The organism is Massilia pinisoli (genome assembly GCF_024753285.1).
In the GTDB taxonomy this organism is placed as follows: Bacteria; Pseudomonadota; Gammaproteobacteria; order Burkholderiales; family Burkholderiaceae_D; genus Telluria; species Telluria pinisoli.
In genome coordinates, this window is sequence record NZ_JANUGW010000022.1 from 67,973 (window position 1) to 85,114 (window position 17,142).

Consider the following 17,142-nt stretch of genomic DNA (forward strand, 5'->3'; position numbering starts at 1 on the left):
AAGCCGCGGGCGACACGGGCCGCATCGTCGAAGCCGTGTGGCGCATGGAATCGGCGCGCATCGTCGGCGCCCTCACCCGCATGCTGCGCGACCTCGGCCGGGCCGAGGAACTCGCGCAGGACGCGCTGCTGGAAGCGCTGGAGCGCTGGCCGGCGGACGGCGTGCCCGATCGGCCGGGCGCCTGGCTGATGCAGGTGGCCAAGCGGCGCGCCCTCGACCACTTGCGCCATCACGCCATGCACGCCAGCAAGGAAGGTGAGCTGAGCTGGGAAATGGACAACCTGCTGGGGACGAGCGACAGCTTCCGCGACCCGGCCGAAACGGCCGCGCTCGCAAGCGAGGCGGCCGGCGAGATCGACGACGACGTGTTGCGCCTGATCTTCGTGACGTGCCACCCCGTGCTGTCGGCCGAGGCCCGCGCGGCCCTCGCGCTGAAGCTGCTGGGCGGCCTCGCGACGGGCGAGATCGCGCGCGCCTTCCTCGTGCCGGAAGCGACGGTCGCGCAGCGCATCGTGCGTGCGAAGCGCACGCTGGCCGAAGCGCGCGTGCCGTTCGAAGTGCCGCGCGGCGAGGAGCTGAAACCACGCCTCGCCTCCGTGCTGCAAGTGATCTACCTGATCTACAACGAAGGCTATTCGGCCAGCGCCGGCAACGAATGGCTGCGGCCCACGCTGTGCCGCGAAGCGCTGCGCCTGGGCCGCGTGCTGGCCGGCCTGATGCCCGATGAAGGCGAAGCGCACGGCCTCGTCGCGCTGATGGAAATCCAGTCCTCGCGCGAGCGCGCCCGCACGGGGCCGGACGGTGAGCCGATCCTGCTGATGGACCAGGACCGTTCCCGCTGGGACCGCCTGCTGATCGGACGCGGCCTGGCGGCGCTGGAGCGCGCCGGCCGCCTGGGCGCACTCGGCCCGTATGCGCTGCAAGCCGCCATCGCCGCGTGCCACGCGCGTGCGCTCACGCCCGAGGCGACGGACTGGGCCCGCATCGCCGCGCTGTACGACGCGTTGGCGCAGTTGCTGCCGTCACCCGTCGTCGAACTGAACCGCGCCGTGGCGCTGGGCATGGCGTACGGCCCCGCGGCCGGGCTGGCCCTCGCCGACACGCTGCAGGGCGTGCCCGCGCTGCGCAACTACCACTTGCTGCCCAGCGTGCGCGGCGACCTGCTGTCGAAACTGGGGCGGCATGCGGAAGCGAAAGCCGAATTCGAACGGGCCGCGAGCCTCACGCAGAACGAGCGTGAGCGCACGCTGCTGCTGGAACGGGCGCGCACCAGCACGCCCGCCGTGGAGCGGTGAGCGCACACGACGGCGCACTGCGCGACGCGGCCGCGCCGATCGCGTCGCTGATCGCGAAGTCGGAAAAGGCCAGGCACAAGCTCGCGCCGGGCACGTGGCAACACGCGATGTTGAGCGACAACCTCGACGCGCTGTACATGGCGACCAAGCTGATGTCCGGCGACGCGGGCGCACGCGACGGCATCGCGCCGGACGCGATGCGGCACGCGCTGCGTGCGTTCGCATCGATGATCGCGCGGACGGAACGGGCCGCGGCCACGTCGAAGCCAGGCACCGCCCAGCATACGCTGCTGGCCAACCGGCTGCATGCGCTGGGCCTGGCCGAGGCGCTCATTGCCGAAACGCTGGACGCTGGACATACATGAAGGAACGCATGCCGAACATCGATCTCAAGAAAGAGTTGAAGCATTTGTACCAGCCGTCCGCGCGGGACGTGGTCCGGGTCGACGTGCCCGCCTTCCGCTTCCTGATGATCGACGGCGCCGGCGATCCGAACACGTCGCCGCATTACGCACACGCCGTGGAAGCGCTGTTCTCCGTGTCGTATGCGGCGAAGTTCATGGTCAAGAAAGGCCCGTCGGGCGTCGACTACGCCGTGATGCCGCTCGAAGGCCTGTGGTGGTCGGACGACATGGCGTCGTTCGTCGCCAACGACCGGACCAGGTGGCAATGGACGATGATGATCCACCAGCCGTCCTGCGCGGACGACGCCGTGCTGCACCTCGCGATGGCGGACGTGAAGCGCAGGAAGGGCCTGGCCGCCGTCGACCTGCTGCGCCTGGAGACGTTCACGGAAGGGCCGTGTGCGCAGACGCTGCACGTGGGGCCGTTCACGGAAGAAGGTCCGACGATCCGGCGCGTCCACGACTTCATCGAGCAGCACGGCGCCCTCGCCGGCAAGCACCACGAAATCTATTTGAGCGACATCCGGCGCGCCGACCCCGGCCGCTGGAAGACGATCATCCGCCAGCCGATGGCGTGAACGCCGCGTGCCGGGACAGCCGGTCGAACAGGAATGCCGTGAACAAGCGGATCCGATTGACACGCCGCAGGTCCGGGTGCGTGAGTATCCACACGTCCGTGTCCAGTGCCGGATCGGGATCGGCGAGCCGCACGAGTGACGGCTTCGCGTCTGCGAGCAGGCACAGCAGCATGCCGGCGCCCAGGCCCGCCTCGACGGCCGCGACCATCCCCAGCAAGGAATCGACGCTGACCACATGCTGCTGCGCCGGCACGTGCTCGCGCAGCCAGCGGGCCTGGCGCAGGTGCGCGAGGCTCTCGTCCGGAGCCACCCAGCTGTAGTGCGCCCAGTCATCGCGAGCCCGGTCGCCACCGGTCGGCCGATGAGCCGCGATGCCTCGCAGGTACGCATGCGCCGCATACGGCGCCGTGCGCAGCACACCGAGCTTGCGGCCTACCAGGTTGTCCGGCGGCGTGTTCGACGGCCGGACCGCGACGTCGGCATCGCGCCGCGACAGGTTCAGGAAGCTATTGTTGACGGTCACCTGCAGGCGGATGCCGGGGTACGTCGCGCGGAACTCGGCCAGCGCGGGCAGCAGCAGGTCCGTCAAGGTGTCGGTGGTCGTGACGCGGATCGTGCCCTGCAGGGCGGCGTCCTGCCCGGAGAGCTTCCGTTCGATCTCCTGCATGCCCTCGTCGACGGGCGCCAGCAGCGCCAGCAGCTCCTCGCCACTGGTCGTCAGCACATAGCCCGTCTGGAAACGCTCGAACAGGCGCACGTCCAGCGCCGCCTCCAGCTTGTCGAGTCGCCGCAGCACCGTCGAATGGCTTTGACCGAGCCGACGCGCCGCGGCGGACACGGAACCGCTGCCCGCCACCGCAAGAAAGTATTGATAGTCGTCCCAGTCCATGGATGCGCAAAAACAGACAAGTGTTGTGCGAAACAATCGAATGTTCAGACATTCTTGCACAAGTTACGCTTGCATCACCATTCATCACATGAACAGGAGCCACCATGCGCACCGCCTACGTCGCCGACACCCCGAACGGCAAGAAACTCATCATCGCGCTGGAAGAACTCGGCGTCGACTACCAGGTCCGCCACGTCGATCTCGGCGCCGGCGAGCAGTTCACGCCGGAGTTCCAGCGCATCAGCCCCAACAACAAGATCCCCGCGCTCGTCGACGAGCGCACCGGGACGAGCTTGTTCGAATCGTGCGCGATCCTGTTCCACCTGGGCGTCACCACCGGCAAGCTGATGCCCGGCGACGCGGTCGGGCGCGACGTCGTGCTGCAATGGCTGTTCCTGCAGGCCGCGAGCGCCGGCCCCATGCTGGGACAGCTGTGGTGGTTCCGCCATGGCGCGCCGGAACGGAACGAGATGGCGCTGGCGCGCTATACGCGGGAAACGAAGCGGATCTATGGCGTGATCGAACGCCGCCTCACGGAGTCGGGTTACATCGCCGGCGACGAGTACACCGTGGCCGACGTCGCGTTCTATCCGTGGCTCGCCAGCCATGACGAGCTGGGCGTCGACCTCCACGCCTATCCGCGCGTGGCCGCGTGGCTGGACAGTATCCGCGAGCGCCCGGCCGTCGGGCGCGCCCAGTTGAAGATGAGGAAAGTCTGATGGCGACGCCGTCCGCCTGGCTGCAACTGACCGCCGCCGGCGCGCTCGAAGTGGCCATGGCGTTCGCGCTGAAGGCGTCGGCGGGCGCCACCCGGCCTCTGCCCAGCGTGCTCGCGGTGGTCGCCGCGCTGGGCAGCATCTGGCTGCTGGCCGCCGCCGTGCGCACGCTGCCGCTGGGCGTCGCCTACGCCGTGTGGACAGGCATCGGTGCGCTCGGGGTCAGCCTCGTCGGCGTCGCCGTGTTCGCCGAACCGCTGTCGCCGGCGAAGGCGTTGTGCATGGTCCTGGTCTTCGGCGGCATCGCTGGACTGAAGGCGCTGGGGCAGGAGTAAGCGCCCGGCTAGCGCAACTTCCAGAGATCGATCTTCCCCGCCGTGTAGTGCACGTCGCTGAACACGGCGCGTGCGCCAGCGCCTTCCGGCGACTGCACGGAGAAGCCGGCGCTGAGACCCGCGGGCGCGTCGAGGCTGAACTTGCGGACGATGGTCCACGCGCGGCCATCGGACGATGCATAGAAAAAGATGCCGCCCTGGTCCTTGGCGACTTTCAGCCACGTGGACGTGCCCGTCACGGGATACGACGTCGTATCGTCCGACAGGTCGCGCGTCACGACGGACACGATCGCCAGGCCGCCGTCGGCCTGCGCTTCGAGGCAGAATTTCGCCCAGCGGGAAGCGGTGCCGACGAGGGCGATGCAGCCGGCGTCGTAAATCGCATGCGCGCTTACGTCCACGCGTGTGCTGAAGCTGAAGTTCTCATCCGTTTTGAACAACGCGCGCGGCGACGAATCGGGCCGGTAATCGCCTTCGCCCGGCCACACGAACCAATCCGTTTTCTTGCCCGCTGCCAGCGTGAAAGCGCCATTCTTGTCCACGGACCAATCGGCCGTCGCGTTTTGCCAGGCGAGCGTCGCGGGAGGCCGGCAACGACAGGCGCGGGCTTCGGCGCCTCAGCACGACTCGCCAGCGGCGCAGTACAGGCCGACAGCACCAGCGCAAACATGGCGATACGCATCGATGGTCCTTGTCCTGAACATGGGAGCGCCGCGATGCTGGCATGCCCCACACGCGTACGATGGCACTTGCAAGAAATAGTGCGCCCGTCGTCGATTTTCGCGATCGCGGCCGAAAGCCATCCTACCCCAGCACCCGCTCCAGCCCGCGCCACGCCTCGTCGTCCTCCAGCGCCGCCACGTTCAGCCGCAGCTTCGTGGACGGCAGCTGGTCCGGCGAGAACAGGCTGCCGGGCGCCAGCAGCAGGCCCTCGTCCATCGCGCGCGCGGCCAGCACGTTGGTGTCGCGGCCGCAGTCGGCCCACGCGAACATGCCGGCCGTCGGCGCGGGTTCCAGGGTCATGCCGAGGGATTCGGCGCGGCGCAGCACCTGCGGGCGCACGGCGTCCAGGCGGGCGCGGATGCGGTCCAGGTGCTTGCGATACACGCCTTCGGACAGGATCTTGTAGACGACGCGCTCGCCCAGGTCGCTCGTGCTCAACGTGGCCAGCATCTTCCGGTCCGCGAGGCGCTGCACGGTCTCGCTCGACGCGGCGATGAAGCCCACGCGCAGGTTCGCCGCGAGCGATTTCGAGAAGCCGCCCAGATAGATCACGCGCTGCAGCTGGTCCAGAGCGGCGAGGCGCGTCGCCGGCTGCGCGCCGCCCGGGTGCAGGTCGCAATAGATGTCGTCCTCGACGAGCGTGATGTCGTGGCGTTCCGCGATGCGCAGGATCTGGAACGCCTTCGCGGCCGACAGCGACGTGGAACTGGGGTTGTGCAGGACAGAATTGATGATGTACAGGCGCGGCTGGTGCACGGCCGCCAGCGCCTCGAGCTGGGCCAGGTCGGGGCCGTCGGCCAGGCGCCGGATGCCCACCACTTTCAGCCCCATCGCGGCGAACGAGCCGAACATCAGGAACCACGCCGGGTCGTCGACGAACACCGTGTCGCCGGGGCGGCAGAATTCGCGCGCGACGAGGTCGAGGCCTTGCGTGACACCGAGTGTCGTCACGAACTGGTCGGGCGCGGCCGCGATTTCCAGCTCCGCCAGCTTGCGCTGCAATTGCTCGCGCAGCGGCGCATAGCCTTGCGGCGCCGCGTAGTTCAGCAGGACGCTGCTGTTCTGGCGGCTGACGGCGCGCAGCGCGTTGGCGACGCCGGTGCCGTCCAGCCATGCGGTCGGCAAGACCCCTGCCGCGCTCGACGGCTGGCCGGGCATTTGCCGGAACATGTGGCGGATCAGCCAGACGACGTCCAGCGCGCGTTCTTCGACGGCGGCCGCGCCCTGGCCCGCGCGCCGCAGCGCCGTGTTCAGCGGGGCGCGCTCGCGCACGAAGAAGCCGGCGCCGCGGCGCGACTCCAGATAGCCCTGGGCGACGAGGCGGTCGTAGCTGGCCACGACGGTGAACGGCGACACGCCGTGGTCGGCCGCGAACCGGCGAATGGACGGCATGCGGCTGCCGACGCGCAGCTGCTTGTCGTCGATGCGCGCGGACACGGCGCGGAAGATCTGGTCGGCCAGCGGTTCGCCCGAATCGCGCGACAGCAGCGCAGGCATGAGTGTATCGGTCATTTTTGCAACACAGTATGCAAAGGGATATGGGTAAGTGTATCGGGACTGTACTGCTCGTCCGGTCTAGGATAACCCTGACCAAGGTTTGCTGCAACGACAACAGGAGAACCCATGCGCCCCACCACCCTCGCCCCGCCCCGCGCCGCCGCAGCGGCATCCGACGACACGCGCGGCATGCTGCTCGGCCTGGCCGGCGTCGCCATCTTCAGCCTCACGTTGCCGTTCACGCGGCTCGCCGTGCGCGAACTCGATCCGCTGTTCCTCACTTTGGCCCGCGCGCTGGGCGCCGCCGTGCTGGCGGCGGGCTGGCTGCGCGTGCGCCGCGTCGCCTTTCCGGGACGCGCAGCGCTATGGCCGCTGGCCATCGTGGCGCTCGGGTGCGTGCTCGGGTTTCCCCTGCTGAGTTCGATCGCGATGCGCACCGCACCCGCGTCGCACGGCGCGATCGTCGGCGGTGTGCTGCCGCTGGCGACGGCGCTGTACGCGGCGCTGCGCGGCTACGAGCGGCCGTCGAACGGGTTCTGGCTCGTGGCGCTGCTGGGGTCCGGCCTGGTCGTCGTGTTCGCGCTGAGCCAGGGCGGCGGCGCGCTGCAGCCGGCCGACTTGCTGATGTTCGGTGCCATCGTCGCGGCGGCGGCCGGGTATGCGGAAGGCGGCCGCCTCGCGCGCACGCTGGGCGGCCAGGAAACGATCTGCTGGGCGCTCGTGCTGGCCGCCGTCCCGGCCGCCGTGCTGCTCGTGGCGCTGGAAGGCGGCCAGTTCGCCCGGCTGGGATCGGTCGGCGCAGCCAGCTGGATCGGGTTCGGCTACATCACGGTCGGCTCGATGTTCATCGGCTTCTTTTTCTGGTATCGCGGCCTCGCGCTGGGTGGCGTCGCGCGCGTGGGCCAGGTGCAGCTGCTGCAGCCGTTCCTGTCGCTGGCCGGCGCCGCCGTTCTTCTCGGCGAGACGCTGACGCCGGCCAACGTCGGCTTCGCGCTCGCGGTGATCGCGACCGTGGCGCTGGGCCGACGGATGCAGGTGAGGCGCTGATGAGCCCGCACCGTACAGTGGGCGCGCCCGCCGCCGCGTCGTACAATAAACACTTTCTTTTCACGCAACCCTGGGGAATTCATGTCCGTCTACGACAAACTCAAAGCACTGAACATCACCCTCGCCGCGCCGGCCACGCCGGCCGCCGCCTACGTCATGTATGCGCAGACCGGCAACCTGGTCTTCCTGTCCGGCCATATTTCAAAGAATGCGGACGGCACCGTGAATGCCGGCCTGCTGGGCCGCGAGAAGACCACGGAACAGGGCAAGGCGGCGGCGCGCGCCGTGGCCGTCGACCTGATCGGCACCTTGCAGGCGGCCGTCGGCGGCGACCTGAACCGCGTGAAGCGCATCGTCAAGGTGATGAGCCTGGTCGCGTCGACGCCGGACTACACGGAACAGCACCTCGTCACGAACGGCTGCTCGGAACTGCTGGGCGAGGTGTTCGGCGACGCCGGCAAGCACGCGCGCTCGGCCTTTGGCGTGGCGTCGCTGCCGCTGGGCGCCTGCGTCGAGATCGAATTGATTGCGGAAGTAGCGTAAGCTATTGTCCGGCAACGATATTTTTCGCCGTAATTTAACCGGAGCATGCTTATCAGGCGTGCTCCTCTTGAGAGAGCAGCCTATCCGGCGTGCTTTATAATGGCCGACGCACCAACGTGGCCCTTCCTGTGAGACAAGTATGAAAATCGAAAATCCCAATCCCATCCAGTGGCAGTTCTCGGAACGCGCACAGCAGCTGCAAAGCTCGGCGATCCGCGAGATCCTGAAGATCACGCAGCGTCCGGAAATCATTTCCTTCGCCGGCGGCCTGCCCTCGCCCGCCACGTTCCCCGTCGAACGCATGAAAGCCGCCTACGACAAGGTGTTGTCGGAAAACGGCAAGCAAGCGCTGCAGTACGGCCCGACGGACGGCTACGCGCCCCTGCGCGAATGGGTGGCGAACTACCTGTCCACGGAAGGCACGACGATCGTGCCGGAACAGATCCTGATGGTGTCCGGCTCGCAGCAGGCCCTCGACCTGCTGGGCAAGGTCCTGATCGACGAAGGTTCGCGCGTGCTGGTGGAAACCCCCAGCTACCTCGGCGCGCTGCAGGCCTTCTCCGTCTACCGCCCGGAATTCCAGTCGGTCGAGACGGATGACCACGGCCTCGTGCCGTCGTCGATCGAGCCGCTGGCCAAGGGCGCGCGCCTGCTGTACTCGCTGCCGAACTTCCAGAACCCGACCGGACGTTCGCTGTCGATCGAGCGCCGCCTGGAGCTGGTCGAGACCTGCGCCCGCCTGGGCCTGCCGCTGATCGAGGACGATCCTTACGGCGCGCTGTCGTACAAGGGCGAGCCGATGCCGCGCATGCTGTCGATGAACCCGGACGGCGTGATCTACATGGGCTCCTTCTCGAAAGTGCTGACGCCGGGCATCCGCCTGGGCTATGTCGTCGCCCCGCTGCCGCTCGTGCGCCGCCTCGAGCTCGCGAAACAGGCTGCCGACCTGCACACGGCAACGCTCACGCAGATGGTCGTGCACGAAGTCGTGAAGGACGGCTTCCTGGACGAGCACATCCCGACGATCCGCAACCTGTACGCCAACCAGTGCCAGGTGATGCTGGACGCGATGGCCGAGCAATTCCCCGAAGGCGTGACGTGGACCCGTCCGGAAGGCGGCATGTTCATCTGGGTCACGCTGCCGAAGCACATCGACGCGATGAAGCTGCTCGACCAGGCCATCGCCGCGCGCGTCGCGTTCGTCCCGGGCGCCCCGTTCTACGCCAACAAGCCGGAAACGAACACGCTGCGGCTCTCGTTCGTGACGGTGCCGCCGGAGCGCATCCGCGAAGGCATCGCCACCCTCGGCAAACTCATCAAGGACCAGATGTAAGGTCCTCATCGACAGGCGGCGCCACGGTGCCGCCTGCTTACGACAATTGTTGAACTGACCAAACAATTGTCAGTTGCGCAAAAGTTACATATTTTTCCAATAGTAAAAGAACTTATTGGCCGCCGCGGCGCTGCGGGGTGTATGATTTTGCACGCAATCTAACCGTGCAATCCCCCCGTAAAGCACCGTATGACCAACCCTGCGACCGCGCCGCTTGCCGACCCGCGCAAGCCCGCCATTCTCATCGTCGACGACGCGCCCGACAACCTCGGCGTGCTGCGGTCGATGATGCTGCGCCAAGGCTATCAGACGTTCGTCGCCACGTCCGGCGACCGCGCGCTCGACATCGCCCAGCGCGTCAAGCCCGACGTGATCCTGCTCGACGTCGTCATGCCCGGCCTCGACGGGCTGGAGACGTGCCGCCGCCTGAAAGCGCATCCCGCCACGGCGCGCATTCCCGTGATCTTCATGAGCGCGCGCGGCGACACGGCGGACATCGTCGCCGGCTTCGACACGGGCGCCGCCGACTACATCCCGAAGCCGCTGCGACTGGAAGAAGTGTGCGCGCGCGTGCGCGCCCAGCTGCGCCTGCGCAGCAGCACGGACACGCAGTCGGAACAGGCCGACCGCCTGCGCACGATCGTCAACAGCATGGACCAGGGCCTGTTGATCGTCGAAGCCTGCGGCCGCGTGCAGTACGCGAACCCGGCCTGCGACCGCTACCTCGGCTATGCGCCCGAGGAGCTCGTCGGCCTGTCGCTGAAGGACTTGCTGGACTGCCCGGAAGCCGGCTGCTGCGAGGGCCTCGATGCGATCGGCAACGGCACGCGCGAAGTCAAGATCCGCCACCGCGACGGCGGCCTGCGCGCGATGGACCTGACGATGACGCCGATGCACGCAACGGACGGCCTGTTCGTCGCGCTGCTGCACGACATCACGCACCACAAGCAATCCGAGGACGCGCTGCAGCGCGCCGCGCTGCTCGATCCGCTCACGAAGATCGCCAACCGGCGCCACTTCGACGCGTTCCTGGAGAAGGAATGGCAGCGCGCGATCCGTAACGCGCAGCCGCTGTCGCTCGTCGTGCTCGACGTCGACCACTTCAAGCTGTACAACGACACACTGGGCCACGCGGCCGGCGACGTGTGCCTGCAGCGGGTCGCGCGGACGCTGCAGGACCACGCGGCGCGCCCGACCGACCTCGCCGCGCGCTATGGTGGCGAGGAATTCGTGCTGCTGTTCGCCGAGACCCCTGCGGAAAACGCGGCGCGCCTCGCCGAGATGATCCGCACTGCGGTGGAGGCGCAGGAAATCCCCAACCCGCGCTCGCCGACGTCGACGTGGCTCACCGTGTCCGTCGGCGTGGCCACGATCGTGCCGACGCAGCTGGATGCGATCGACAACCTGTTCGTCTGCGCCGACCGCGCCATGTATGCCGCCAAGGCCGGGGGCCGCAACCGCGTCGAGGCGACTATCGTCGGGACGGCGTGGGATGTCGTGCAGGACGCCGCGCTGTATTGAGCGAACCTGACAGGCGAGCCGGTTCAGCCGCATCCGCGGCGATCAACTCGACCACCCAGTCGATGAACGCGCGCAGCTTGCGACTCACGCGGCGATTCGACGGATAGGCCACGTACAGGGGCATCGGCGCGATCTCCCAGCCTTCGAACAAACGCACGAGGCCACCGTTGGCGACGGCCGCCCTGGCCATGTAGTCCGGCAGCCACACGATGCCCAGGCCGGCCAGTGCGGCCACGAGGAACGCGTTGCCGTCGTCGATCGCCAGCATGTGTCTCGTGTCGAGCGGGACGCTGTCGTCTCCCCGTCGCAGCTCGTAGGCGAATCCGGGCCCGGCGCGCGCGCCGCGAAAACGCACGACGTGGTGCGGCGGCTCGCGCAACTGTGCCGGATGCGTCGGTACCCCGGCCCGCGCCAGGTACGCCGGCGCGGCATAGACGCGCAGTTGCAGGTCGGCGACGTGTCGCGCGACCAGGGACTGGTCCGTGATGGCGCCGCCCCGCACGACGCAATCGACGTTATCGCCGATCAGATCCACCATGCGGTCGCTGACGCCCAGGTCGAGCTGGATGTCCGGATAGCGCGCATAGAACGCGGGCAGCGCGGGTACGAGCAGCATCGTCGCGAACGGGCCGGGCACGTCGACGCGCAGCTGCCCCGACGGCACCGTCGACGTGTTCGGCAACCCCGTCTCGAGCTCCTCCAGGTCGGCCAGCATGCGCACCACGCGCTCGTAGTAGATCGCGCCGTCCTCGGTCACGTTGACCTTGCGCGTGGTCCGGTGCAGCAGCCGGACACGCAGCCGCGCCTCCAGCTGCTGGATCAGCTGGGTCACGGTCGCCCGGCTCATGTCCAGTGGCTGCGCAGCCTTCGTGAAACTGCCCGCCTCGACCACCCGCACGAACGCACGCATGCCATCGAATCGGTCCATCGGCCCTCCCCTGATTGTTTGGAATATCCAAATGGTGAAGATAGCACTTGCCCATTTATCCGAAAAGTCTAGCGCGCTACAGTAGAACCGTGCCGATTCCGGCAACCATCACAAGGAGGTTTCCATGCGAGTCCGTGACGTCGTTTTCCCGCCAGGGCGCCAAGCGCTCTATGAAGCAAACCGTTATTCGCCCGCCGTGCGCGCCAACGGCTTCCTGTTCGTCTCCGGCCAGGTGGGGAGCCGCGAGGACGGCACGCCCGAACCCGAACTCGACGATCAGGTGCGGCGCGCGTTTGCCAACCTGAATGCCATCCTGGACGCGGCCCACTGCACGTTCGCGGACGTCGTCGACGTGACCGTGTTCATCGTCGATCCGCAGGCCAAGTTCGAGCGCATCTGGCGCGTGGCCCAGGAATACTGGGGCGAAGCGCCCTACCCGACCGTGACGGCCGTCGGCGTGACCTGGCTGTATGGATTCGACTTCGAGATCAAGGTCGTCGCGCGCATCCCGGACTGATCGGGTCAGCTTGCCGGATACCCCGTGATCGCCGCGATGTCGCGGTACAGCGGCTGCAGCTGCCGGTACATCTTCAGATAGACCTGCCGGTACAGCCGGTCATACACGTCGCGGTGCGCCGGCACCGGTTCGAACACCCTGCCCACCCGCGTCATCGCATCCATCGCCGCCGCGAAATCGCGATGCAGCCCCAGCCCGACGGCGGCGTCGATGGCGGCGCCCAGGCCCGACGTCTCGTACACGTGCGGCCGCGCCGTCGGCAGGCCGAAGATGTCGGCCGTCAGCTGCATCGCGCAATCGCTCTGCGAGCCGCCGCCGGATACGCGCAGCGCCGTGATCGGCACGCCGCTGCGCTGCTCGATGCGCTCCTTCCCTTCGCGCAGCGCGTACGCGAGGCCTTCCAGGATCGCGCGGTACACGTGCGCGCGCGTGTGCACGTCGCCGAAGCCGATGATGGCGCCTTTCGCCTCGCGCCCCGGCACGCGGATGCCGGGTGTCCAGTACGGCTGCAGCATCAGCCCCATGGAGCCCGGCGGGACGGCGCTCGCCAGCTGGTCGAACAGGTGCTCGGGCGCCACGTCTTCCGCCAGCGCGCGCTGCTGCTCGCGGTGGCCGAACTGCTCCTTGAACCAGTTGACCATCCAGTAGCCGCGGAACACCTGCACCTCGCTGCTGTACGCGCCCGGAATGGCGGCGGGATATGGCGGGAGGAACGGCGTCACCTCGACGTAGCGGGTGCCCGTCGTGTTGATGGTGGCCGTCGTGCCGTAGCTCAGGCACCCGACGTGCGGCTCGCGGCAGCCGGCGCCGATCACTTCGCACGCCTTGTCCGCGGCGGCCGCCAGCAGCGGCGTGCCGGCCGGGATGCCGGTGGCGTCGGCCGCGTCCCGGCCGATCTCGCCCAGCCGGTCGCCCGGCTCCACGAGTTCCGGGAGCATGCGCGGTTCGACGGCCAGCGCCTGCCACTTCCAGTCGCGCGGCCCGGCCCAGCGCCGGCGCTTGTAGTCGAACGGGACGTACGCCACCTGCGACCCGGACGAATCGGCGAACCGCCCGCACAGCCGCCAGTTCAGGTAGCCGGACAGCAGCAGGAATTTGTCGGTCGCGGCCCAGATCTCCGGTTCGTGCGCGCGGATCCAGTTGATCTCGGCCTCGCCGCGAAAATAATCGATGGTGCCGTCCACGCGCGCCAGCTTGAACGCCGTGCGCCACCACCAGGCCATGGGCGGCACCGTGTCCGTGTGGCGCTGGTCGAGCCACGTGATGGCCGGACGCAGCGGGCGGCCGTCGCGGTCCAGGTTGACGACGGTGCCGCGCTGCGTCGTCACCGCGACGCCGGCGATTGCGTCGCGCCGCACGCCGGGCTGCGTCCACAGCCCCTGGCATGCACGACACAGCGATTGCCAGTAATCCTGCGGGTCGTGCTCGGCCCAGCCGGGCTGCCGCGAAAAATACGGGTCGAGCATCACCTGCGACTTGGCGACGATGTTCCCGGCGAGGTCGAACAGGATCGCGCGCACGCTCTGCGTGCCGTTGTCGATGGCAAGGATCGTCGGTTCAGTGTTGGTGTTCATCGGGCACGCCGTGGTGAGTGGTCCAGTGTGTGCGGTACGCCGCCTCTTCCTGCTCCCAGTGTACGTCGTCCCAGCCGAGCTCCGGCTGGCAAATGGCGCGGATGCGCGCCAGATGCGCCGCGCCGCCATCACGCAGCAGGAGGCCCAGCCGCGTGCGGCGCAGCAGCAGGTCGTCCAGGTGCCGCACGGCCTCGCAGCGCGCGGCCCAGCGCAGCTCGGCCCACGCCGTTTCCGTGCCGGGGATGCGTTCCAGTTCGCCCGGCAGCGCCGCGTCCAGCAGCGCTGCCGCACACGCGCCGTAGCGGCCGTGCAGCCGGCGCCAGAGGCTCGCGTCCACGTGCGGCGCGTCCACGTGCGGCGCGTCCACGTGCGGCGCGTCCGGGTGCGGCACGGGCGCGAACACGGGGCGCGCGTCCAGCGGATCGTCCCAGCCAGGGCTTTGCTGCTTCACCAGCCGCAGCGCGTCGAGCGCGATGGCGCGGAACGTCGTCAGCTTGCCGCCCGCAATCGCCACGAGACCTGGACTGCTCCACGTCACGTGCTCGCGTCCTTCCTGCGACGGCGCCCCACCCTCCTTGCCCGCGATGACGGGCCGGACACCCGCATACGTCGACACGATGTCCGAGTCGGTGAGTTGCAGCTGCGGGAACTGCGCCCGCAACGCCGCCATCAGGTAATCGACTTCCGCGGGCGTGATGCGGGGCTCGCGCTCCATGGTTTCCTCGTGGTCGAGGTCCGTCGTGCCGACCAGCGTCGCGCCTTCCCACGGATACGCGAACACGGGCCGGCCGTCGTGCGGATGCATCAGGCTGACGGCGCGCGCCAGCGGCAGCCGCCACGCGGGCAGGATCAGATGGCTGCCGCGCAGCGGACGCAGGCGCGGGCCCTGGCCGTGCAACGGGCCGGACCACGCCCCCGTCGCATCGACGACGACGCGCGCACGCACCGTGTACGTCGCGCCATCGTCGGTGCAGGCGAGCGTCGCGCCGCACACGCGGCCATCGATCCGCAGCAGCTCGCGCGCGCCGACGTGGTTGACGGCCGCCGCGCCATGGTCCAGCGCTTCGCGCAGCACGCGCAGCACCAGGCGGGCATCGTCCGTGCGGGCGTCCGTGTAGACGATGCCGCCGGCCAGGCCGTCGCGCTTCACGTTCGGCGCCGCCATCAGGAAGTCGTCGGCGGCGAGCCAGTGCGGTTCGCGCCGGTGCGCCATCGCGTCGTACAGCGCAAGGCCCGTGAGGAAGCTGCGCCGGCCACGCGCACCAATGTACTGCGCGAACGCGAAACCCTGCGGCTCGACGAGGCCGGGCGCGGCGCGCAGCAGCATCTCGCGCTCGCGCACGGATTCCGCCGTCAGCCGCAGATGGCCGCCCTTCAGGTAGCGCAGGCCGCCGTGCACGAGTTTCGACGAGCGGCTCGACGTGCCCCACGCGAAGTCGCAGCGCTCGACGAGCAGCGCACGCAAGCCGCGCCGCGCCGCTTCCAGCAGCACGCCGGCGCCGCTGATGCCGCCGCCGATCACGAGCACGTCCCACTCGTGGGCCAGCACGTCGCCCAGGCCCGCGCGCCCGTCCCTCCGCCACAGCGCGGCGTAATCTGCCGTCATGGCGTCACCAGCTTGCCCGGATTCATGCGGCCATCCGGATCGAATTCGCGGAACAGTGTGCGCAGCGCCGCCATGCCGAGTTCTCCCTTTTCGTGTGCGAGCCACGGCGCGTGGTCACGGCCCACCCCGTGCTGGTGGCTGATCGTACCGCCGCTCGCGACGATCGCCTCCGACACGGCCGTCTTCAGCCGGCGCCAGCGCGCGAGGTCCGCGTCGTAGTCGCCGGCCAGGCGCCAGATGAACGTCGAGTAGACGCTGGCCCCTTGCGGATACAAGTGCGACAAGTGGGTGTACGCGTGCACCCGCTCGCCGGCCTGCGCGAGCGCGTCGTGCGCGGCCCGCTCGATGGCGCGCATGGCGGGCGTGACGCGGGGCCAGTCGAGCGCCGTCTCCACCGTATCGATCGCATACCCGTGCGCCCACGCGCTGTTGCGCAGGTAGACGTTGCGGAAGCGGTTGCGCTTCCACCGCTCGCCCAGCCCGCGGCCCGCGTGCACGCCGCCGTCGCGCCGCGCCAGCGCCAGCGCGGCCTTCAGTGCCGCGCGTGCTTGCGCCTTCTCGCCGCTGGCGCCGACGAGCAGCATGCATTTATCCGCGCCCGCGCCGCGCAGCTTCAGCCACGCTTCCAGCAGCGCCACCTGGCGGCCATGGCCGGCCAGCGTGAGCATCGTGGCGGTCTCCGTCGCGTTCGATACGCGCAGCATCGACAGGCCCAGGCGCGCTTGCACGATGATGCGCACGGCCCGTTCGGCGGCATGCCAATCGGGGAAGAACACGGCGTGAAAGGCTTCGTACGGCGGCAGGCGGCTGATGCGCACGGCCGCTTCCGTCAGGATGCCGAGCCGCCCTTCCGACCCGAGCACCAGTTCGCGCAGGTCGGGGCCCGCGGCGGATGCCGGGAACGTGGGCATGGCGAGCGTGCCGGATGGCGTCTCCACGCGCCCCCCCGCGAACAGCTGCTCGATGCGGCCGTAGCGCAGCGACTGCTGGCCGGACGAGCGCGTGACGACCCAGCCGCCCAACGTGGAGTAATCGAACGATTGCGGGAAGTGGCCCAGCGTATAGCCGTGCGCGCGCAGCTGCGCTTCCAGGTCGGGCCCCGCCACGCCGGCCTCGAACACCGCGAGCTGTGCCTCCTCGTCGAGCGACACGAGCGCCCGCATGCGCGCCATGTCGACGGAAAGCGTGGGCCGCGCGCCGACGGCATCCAGGTGGCCCGCGACGCTCGTGCCGCCGCCGTACGGCACGATGGCCACGTCGTGCGCCGCCGCCCAGCGCAGCAAGGTGCGCACGTCGTCGGCGCTTTCCGGATACGCGACGCCGTCCGGCGCCGCATCGATGCGGCCGTAGCGCAGGCGCAGCCAGTCCTGCAGGCTCTGGCCCGTCGCGTGTGCGAGCCGCGCCGGCGCGCCCGCATCGACGAGCGCATGCGGCGGCAGGCGGCCCGGCGGCAGGCTCGCGCACAGCGCGTCGAATGCGGCGTCATGGGGCGCCGTGCCCGCGCCGATGGCCCCGCGCAGGAACGCCAGCGCGCCTTCGCCCAGCGGTACGTCGATCGTATCGTCTCCCCAACCGTTCCAGCGTCGCATCTGCCGTTCTCCCCGTCGTGTTATGCGGCTATACTCGTTGGCGGCCA

The 17,142-nt window shown here is 69.2% G+C and carries 16 protein-coding genes and 1 pseudogene; 10 read left to right on the top strand and 7 right to left on the bottom strand.

Going from position 1 to position 17,142, the window contains the following annotated elements:
* The first annotated feature begins 44 nt into the window (after positions 1 to 44).
* Genes NX784_RS23405 through NX784_RS23415 form a run of 3 tightly spaced genes read left to right on the top strand, consistent with a single transcriptional unit; the run spans position 45 to position 2,277 of the window.
* The gene (locus tag NX784_RS23405) at positions 45 to 1,295 is read left to right on the top strand and encodes an RNA polymerase sigma factor (protein ID WP_258819132.1); all 1,251 of its coding nucleotides are present in this window, start codon (positions 45 to 47) and stop codon (positions 1,293 to 1,295) included.
* A complete protein-coding gene (locus NX784_RS23410; RefSeq protein ID WP_258819089.1) occupies positions 1,292 to 1,660 on the top strand; it encodes a hypothetical protein in 369 nt (122 codons plus the stop codon). Before NX784_RS23405 ends, NX784_RS23410 begins: the two co-directional genes overlap by 4 nt.
* Positions 1,657 to 2,277 (top strand): GyrI-like domain-containing protein, encoded by a 621-nt coding sequence (locus NX784_RS23415; protein WP_258819090.1) that lies wholly within the window; start codon positions 1,657 to 1,659, stop codon positions 2,275 to 2,277. The genes NX784_RS23410 and NX784_RS23415 overlap by 4 nt, the downstream gene beginning before the upstream one ends.
* Here the strand turns inward: NX784_RS23415 and NX784_RS23420 are convergent.
* A complete protein-coding gene (locus NX784_RS23420; protein WP_258819091.1) occupies positions 2,255 to 3,166 on the bottom strand; it encodes a LysR family transcriptional regulator in 912 nt (303 codons plus the stop codon). The two genes, NX784_RS23415 and NX784_RS23420, sit on opposite strands and share 23 nt — an antisense overlap.
* Positions 3,167 to 3,270: 104 nt before the next feature.
* Here NX784_RS23420 and NX784_RS23425 point away from each other — a divergent pair, with 104 nt between their 5' ends.
* Entirely contained in the window at positions 3,271 to 3,885 is a 615-nt protein-coding gene (locus NX784_RS23425) for a glutathione S-transferase family protein (RefSeq protein WP_258819092.1), read from the top strand.
* Positions 3,885 to 4,217: a DMT family transporter gene (locus NX784_RS23430; RefSeq protein ID WP_258819093.1), complete on the top strand. Its 333-nt coding sequence runs from the start codon at positions 3,885 to 3,887 to the stop codon at positions 4,215 to 4,217. Before NX784_RS23425 ends, NX784_RS23430 begins: the two co-directional genes overlap by 1 nt.
* 8 nt (positions 4,218 to 4,225) lie before the next feature.
* On the opposite strand, the pseudogene NX784_RS23435 reads toward NX784_RS23430, so the two are convergent.
* Together NX784_RS23435 and NX784_RS23440 are read right to left on the bottom strand one after the other, a co-directional pair.
* Positions 4,226 to 4,774, bottom strand: a pseudogene (locus NX784_RS23435) (DUF1349 domain-containing protein); the annotation flags it as partial.
* 247 nt (positions 4,775 to 5,021) lie between these two features.
* Positions 5,022 to 6,452: an aminotransferase-like domain-containing protein gene (locus NX784_RS23440; RefSeq protein ID WP_258819094.1), complete on the bottom strand. Its 1,431-nt coding sequence runs from the start codon at positions 6,450 to 6,452 to the stop codon at positions 5,022 to 5,024.
* 111 nt (positions 6,453 to 6,563) lie between these two features.
* Between NX784_RS23440 and NX784_RS23445 the strand changes: the two genes are divergently transcribed.
* The 4 genes from NX784_RS23445 to NX784_RS23460 all read left to right on the top strand — a co-directional run bounded on the left by NX784_RS23445 (position 6,564) and on the right by NX784_RS23460 (position 10,881).
* Positions 6,564 to 7,484 (top strand): DMT family transporter, encoded by a 921-nt coding sequence (locus NX784_RS23445; protein ID WP_258819095.1) that lies wholly within the window; start codon positions 6,564 to 6,566, stop codon positions 7,482 to 7,484.
* A gap of 81 nt (positions 7,485 to 7,565) precedes the next feature.
* Positions 7,566 to 8,027 (top strand): RidA family protein, encoded by a 462-nt coding sequence (locus NX784_RS23450; protein ID WP_258819096.1) that lies wholly within the window; start codon positions 7,566 to 7,568, stop codon positions 8,025 to 8,027.
* 139 nt (positions 8,028 to 8,166) lie between these two features.
* Positions 8,167 to 9,360, top strand: a complete 1,194-nt coding sequence (locus NX784_RS23455) for an aminotransferase-like domain-containing protein (protein ID WP_258819097.1) — start codon at positions 8,167 to 8,169, stop codon at positions 9,358 to 9,360.
* Positions 9,361 to 9,549: 189 nt separating this feature from the next.
* Positions 9,550 to 10,881, top strand: a complete 1,332-nt coding sequence (locus NX784_RS23460) for a diguanylate cyclase (RefSeq protein ID WP_258819098.1) — start codon at positions 9,550 to 9,552, stop codon at positions 10,879 to 10,881.
* Here NX784_RS23460 and NX784_RS23465 read toward each other — a convergent pair.
* Positions 10,832 to 11,809, bottom strand: coding sequence for a LysR family transcriptional regulator (locus NX784_RS23465; protein ID WP_258819099.1), 978 nt, complete (start codon positions 11,807 to 11,809; stop codon positions 10,832 to 10,834). The two genes, NX784_RS23460 and NX784_RS23465, sit on opposite strands and share 50 nt — an antisense overlap.
* 124 nt (positions 11,810 to 11,933) lie before the next feature.
* Here NX784_RS23465 and NX784_RS23470 point away from each other — a divergent pair, with 124 nt between their 5' ends.
* Entirely contained in the window at positions 11,934 to 12,326 is a 393-nt protein-coding gene (locus NX784_RS23470) for a RidA family protein (RefSeq protein WP_258819100.1), read from the top strand.
* A gap of 5 nt (positions 12,327 to 12,331) precedes the next feature.
* Here NX784_RS23470 and NX784_RS23475 read toward each other — a convergent pair whose 3' ends face one another.
* From NX784_RS23475 to NX784_RS23485, 3 genes are read right to left on the bottom strand one after another with little or no spacing between them, the layout of a single operon-like run.
* On the bottom strand, positions 12,332 to 13,900 hold the full coding sequence (locus tag NX784_RS23475) for an FGGY-family carbohydrate kinase (protein ID WP_258819101.1): 1,569 nt from the start codon (positions 13,898 to 13,900) through the stop codon (positions 12,332 to 12,334).
* A complete protein-coding gene (locus NX784_RS23480) occupies positions 13,884 to 15,506 on the bottom strand; it encodes a glycerol-3-phosphate dehydrogenase/oxidase (protein ID WP_258819102.1) in 1,623 nt (540 codons plus the stop codon). The genes NX784_RS23475 and NX784_RS23480 overlap by 17 nt, the downstream gene beginning before the upstream one ends.
* The gene (locus tag NX784_RS23485; RefSeq protein WP_258819103.1) at positions 15,503 to 17,095 is read right to left on the bottom strand and encodes an FAD-binding oxidoreductase; all 1,593 of its coding nucleotides are present in this window, start codon (positions 17,093 to 17,095) and stop codon (positions 15,503 to 15,505) included. Before NX784_RS23485 ends, NX784_RS23480 begins: the two co-directional genes overlap by 4 nt.
* Between the last annotated feature and the right edge of the window lie 47 nt (positions 17,096 to 17,142).